The sequence below is a fragment of the Micromonospora sp. D75 genome, assembly GCF_018070405.1.
Lineage (GTDB): Bacteria > Actinomycetota > Actinomycetes > Mycobacteriales > Micromonosporaceae > Micromonospora > Micromonospora chalcea.
In genome coordinates this window covers 1-3,904 of sequence record NZ_JAGPXV010000567.1, presented here as the reverse complement: position 1 = coordinate 3,904, position 3,904 = coordinate 1, and the positions used below count along the sequence as shown (strand labels likewise).

General features: G+C 71.6%; 3 protein-coding genes and 1 pseudogene. 1 reads left to right on the top strand and 3 read right to left on the bottom strand.

From position 1 onward, the window contains the following. Positions 1 to 18: 18 nt before the first annotated feature. Both KBX39_RS25525 and KBX39_RS25520 read right to left on the bottom strand, forming a co-directional pair. A complete protein-coding gene (locus KBX39_RS25525; protein ID WP_043327630.1) occupies positions 19 to 1,497 on the bottom strand; it encodes a hypothetical protein in 1,479 nt (492 codons plus the stop codon). A gap of 252 nt (positions 1,498 to 1,749) precedes the next feature. Further along, positions 1,750 to 2,331: a YceI family protein gene (locus tag KBX39_RS25520; protein ID WP_210872890.1), complete on the bottom strand. Its 582-nt coding sequence runs from the start codon at positions 2,329 to 2,331 to the stop codon at positions 1,750 to 1,752. A gap of 101 nt (positions 2,332 to 2,432) precedes the next feature. Between KBX39_RS25520 and KBX39_RS25515 the strand changes: the two genes are divergently transcribed. Further along, a complete protein-coding gene (locus tag KBX39_RS25515; RefSeq protein WP_043327632.1) occupies positions 2,433 to 2,924 on the top strand; it encodes a MarR family winged helix-turn-helix transcriptional regulator in 492 nt (163 codons plus the stop codon). A gap of 263 nt (positions 2,925 to 3,187) precedes the next feature. Here KBX39_RS25515 and KBX39_RS25510 read toward each other — a convergent pair. Next, positions 3,188 to 3,904: pseudogene (locus KBX39_RS25510) on the bottom strand (XRE family transcriptional regulator); the annotation flags it as partial.

The window sequence follows — 3,904 nt, the reverse complement described above, 5'->3', positions numbered from 1 at the left end:
GGCGGGGGCGGGGCGGGGTTAGTCGGCGGGCCAGGTGTGTACGGGCTCGTTGCTGCGCTGGAGTTCGGCGTAGCGCTTGACCATGTGGTGCAGGGCGGCCTCGCGGTCCAGGCCGCGGTGCCGCTCGGCCGCCCACACCGTCTCGGTCTGCCAGACCGCGCCGTTGCGGCCGGTACGGCAACGGCCCTCGATCACGCCCAGCAGGCGGTCCCGCTCGGCCGGGGCGACGCCGAACCGGTCCAGCCCCTGCTCGGCCACCGGGAGCAGCGTCTCGAGGACGAGCTTGGTCACCGGTACGTCGCCGAGGCGCGGCCAGTGCAGGACCGCCTCGATGCCGCGCCGGGCGGCGGCGTGGAAGTTCTCCTCCGCCGAGCTGAACGTCAGCTGGCTCCAGATGGGACGGTCCGCCTCGGCGAGGCCGCGGGCCAGCCCGAAGTAGAAGGCCGCGTTGGCGAGCATGTCCACCACTGTCGGGCCGGCGGGCAGCACCCGGTTCTCGACCCGCAGGTGCGGGCGGTCGTTCATGATGTCGTAGACCGGCCGGTTCCAGCGGTAGACGGTGCCGTTGTGCAGCCGCAGCTCGCCGAGCTGGGGCACGCCCCCGGCGTGCAGCACCTCGACCGGGTCCTCGTCCTCGCAGATCGGCAGCAGCGGCGGGAAGTAGCGGACGTTCTCCTCGAACAGGTCGAAGATCGAGGTGATCCAGCGCTCCCCGAACCACACCCGGGGGCGTACTCCCTGGGCCTTCAGCTCGTCCGGGCGGGTGTCGGTGGCCTGCTGGAACAGCGCGATCCGGGTCTCCGCCCAGAGCTGCCGGCCGTAGAGGAACGGCGAGTTGGCCCCGACGGCGACCTGGACGCCGGCGATCGCCTGGGACGCGTTCCAGTAGTCGGCGAAGCTGTCCGGCGCGACCTGCAGGTGGAACTGGAGGCTGGTGCAGGCGGCCTCCGGCGCGATCGAGTCGGTGTGCGTACGCAGCCGCTCGACGCCGTTGATGTCCAGCTCGATGTCCTCGCCCCGGGCGCCCACGATCTGGTCGTTGAGGACGCGGTACCGCTCGTTCGTGGAGAGGTTGTCGGCGACCAGGTGGCGTTCGGTGAGCGTGGGCAGGATGCCGACCATCATGATCGTCGCGTCGGACTTGGCGGCCCGCTCGTCGGCGCGGCTGAGGCTGCTGCGCAGGTCCTGCTCGTAGTCGGCGAAGCCGCTGCCCTCGATCAGCCGGGGTGAGGCGTTCAGTTCGAGGTTGAACTGCCCCAGCTCGGTCTGGAACAGCGGGTCGGCGATGTCGGCCAGGATCTGGTCGTTGCGCATGGCGGGTTCGGCGGCGGCGTCGATCAGGTTCAGCTCGATCTCCAGCCCGGTCATCGGCCGGTCGGCGTCGAAGCCGAAGTCGTCGAGCATCAGTGCGAAGACGTCCAGGCAGCGCCGGACCTTCTGCCGGTAGCGGACCCGATCCTCGCGGGAGAAGGCGCCCTGGTCGACGTCTCTGCCCATGTGTCCTCCCGACGCCGGTGCGACGGAACCGTACCGTTCCGCAACGCATTGTGAACCATTCACGTGGTGCGCGTAAGTGCGCCCCGTCCGCAGCCCGCTGTACGGGCGGCAGATCTGCACCTGTACCCCGTCGGCACCCCCACCAGCGCGGTCGGCCGGAGAACATCGGGTGACGATTCGCACCCGCTGCGCGTACACGGGAAGGGCCCGCACCGTCGGCGGACGGTGCGGGCCCCGCGGGCCTGGCCGGGCTCAGCCCTGGCGGATGGCCTCACCCTCGATCTCGATCTTGACCTTGCGGCCGACCAGGACGCCACCGGTCTCCAGCGCCACGTTCCAGGTCAGGCCGATGTCCTCGCGGTCGATCTCGGTGGAGGCGGAGAAGCCGAAGATGTCCTGCCCGAAGGGGCTGCGGCCGACGCCCTCGAACTCGACCTCCAGCTCGACCTGACGGGTCACGCCCTTGATGGTCAGCTCGCCGACGAGCACGAACTCGTTGCCGTCGCGGGACTTCACCTCGGTGCTGCGGAACTCCAGCGTCGGGTACTGCTCGACGTCGAGGAACTCCGGGCTGCGCAGGTGCGCGTCGCGGTCCGCCTGTGCGGTGTTGATGCTGGCGGCCTGGATGCTGGCGGTGACCGTGGACTGCATCGGGTCGTCGGCGATGGTGATGGTGGCGGTCGCGTCGGCGAACTCACCGCGTACCTTGCTGACCATCATGTGCCGGGCGACGAATCCGACACGCTTGTGCGCGGCATCCAGAAGATAGGTGCCGGGGGTGGGGATGGTGAGACCCTCCCAGTCGCGGGTAGTCGCCTCGGTGCTGCTGGTCATGGTGCTCTCCTCCGGGGAAAACGGTTTAGTATCCCAACGACTGACTGAGCAACTATAGCTACAGCAATATTCCCTGTGTCAAGTGTTGCTAGGATGGTGGCGTGGACCAGAACGTGTTCGACGATCCCCGGATCACCGCCGTCGGCCTCCTCGTCGAGGCGCACGCCGGGCTCTCCGCCCGGTTCGCCGCCCAGTTCGACGAGCACGGCCTCTCCCCGGTCGAGTTCGAGGTGCTCACCCGACTCGCCCGCTCACCCAACAACCAGCTGCGGATGACTGACCTGGCGGCGCAGACCTCGCTCTCCACCAGCGGCGTGACCCGCGTGGTGGACCGGATGGAGCGGGACGGGCTGATCCGCCGGCGCGCCTGCCCGTCCGACCGCCGCAGCTCCTTCGCGGTGGTGACCGCAGCGGGCCTGAGCCGGCTGGACGCCATCCTTCCCGGCCACCTGCGGATCATCGAGCAGTGGTTCACCGGCCAGCTCGACCCGAGCCAGCTCGACGGGCTGCTGGACGGGCTGCGCCGGGTCCGGGACGCGGTCCACCCGGGTGCCACGGCCGGCAGCACCGAGCCGGACGAGGACGCCGCCTGACGGTCCACTGCCGACGGTCCACAGCTCCACCATCCGCCGATTGATACCGGCGGGTCACCGGCAGAATGACCGGCAGAACCGCTCAAACAGTCGGGCGAAAGGGTGCAAAAGCCCCCATATCTCTTGCAGCCCATCGGTAGTCTTCCCGCAGCGGGGGGCACCGGGGGGTGCTGGCGCGAGCGTCGAGCGAGGGGCAGCACCAGGGGGCTACTTCGTTCGCGCCACCCCCGCGCCCTCCGCCTCCTGGCGCACGCAGCCGCTGGTCAGCGTGCCTTCTGACGCCGGGCCGCCAGGGAGAAGAGCAGTTCCTCCTCCTGCGGCAGCAGGCTGACGCCGGTGGCCCGCCGAGCGGCGTCCAGGCGGTCCAGCACGGCCGGGTCCCCGCTGCTGACCGCCAGCCCCACGAGCGCCTCGACCAGGTCGCGCCGGCCCGCGCCGCCCGCCGCCGCGTCGGCCGCCGCCGCGAACCACTCCACCGCCAGTTCCCGGTCCCCCCGGCGCAGCGCCACGTGCCCCTCGATCAGCCCACGCAGCGCGTCCTCGGCGCGTGCGTCCGCCACCGCGCCGGGTGGATTCAGGCTCTCCATGACCGGCGGCCGACGCTGGCCCGGCACCGCACCCGAGGGCCACAGCTCGGCGGCCGCGGCCAGCGCCTCGTCGCCCCGGCCCTGGCCGGCGAGCGCCAGCGCGACCTTGCCGACCGTCCGTCGCTGTCGGCGGGGATCGCCCAGCTCGGCGAGCGCGGTCGCCACCCGGCGGCCCTGCTCGACCGCCTCCGCGTACCGGCCCTCCAGACGGGTCAGCTCGGCCTGATCGGCCCGCGCCAGCAGGCGCAGGCGCCGGTCGCCGCACTGCGCCGCCAGGCGGTCCACGGTGGCCAGCCGCCGCCGGGCGTCGGCCAGCCGCGCCGCGCGTACGTCGTGCCAGGTGAGGTGCGACTGGGCAACGGCCATCTCGCGTACCCGGCCGTGGCGGGTGGC

Coding starts and splice junctions, on each gene's coding strand:
- KBX39_RS25525 (WP_043327630.1), bottom strand. CDS start 1,497: ATGGGCAGAGACGTCGACCAGGGCGCCTTCTCCCGCGAGGATCGGGTC.
- KBX39_RS25520 (WP_210872890.1), bottom strand. CDS start 2,331: ATGACCAGCAGCACCGAGGCGACTACCCGCGACTGGGAGGGTCTCACC.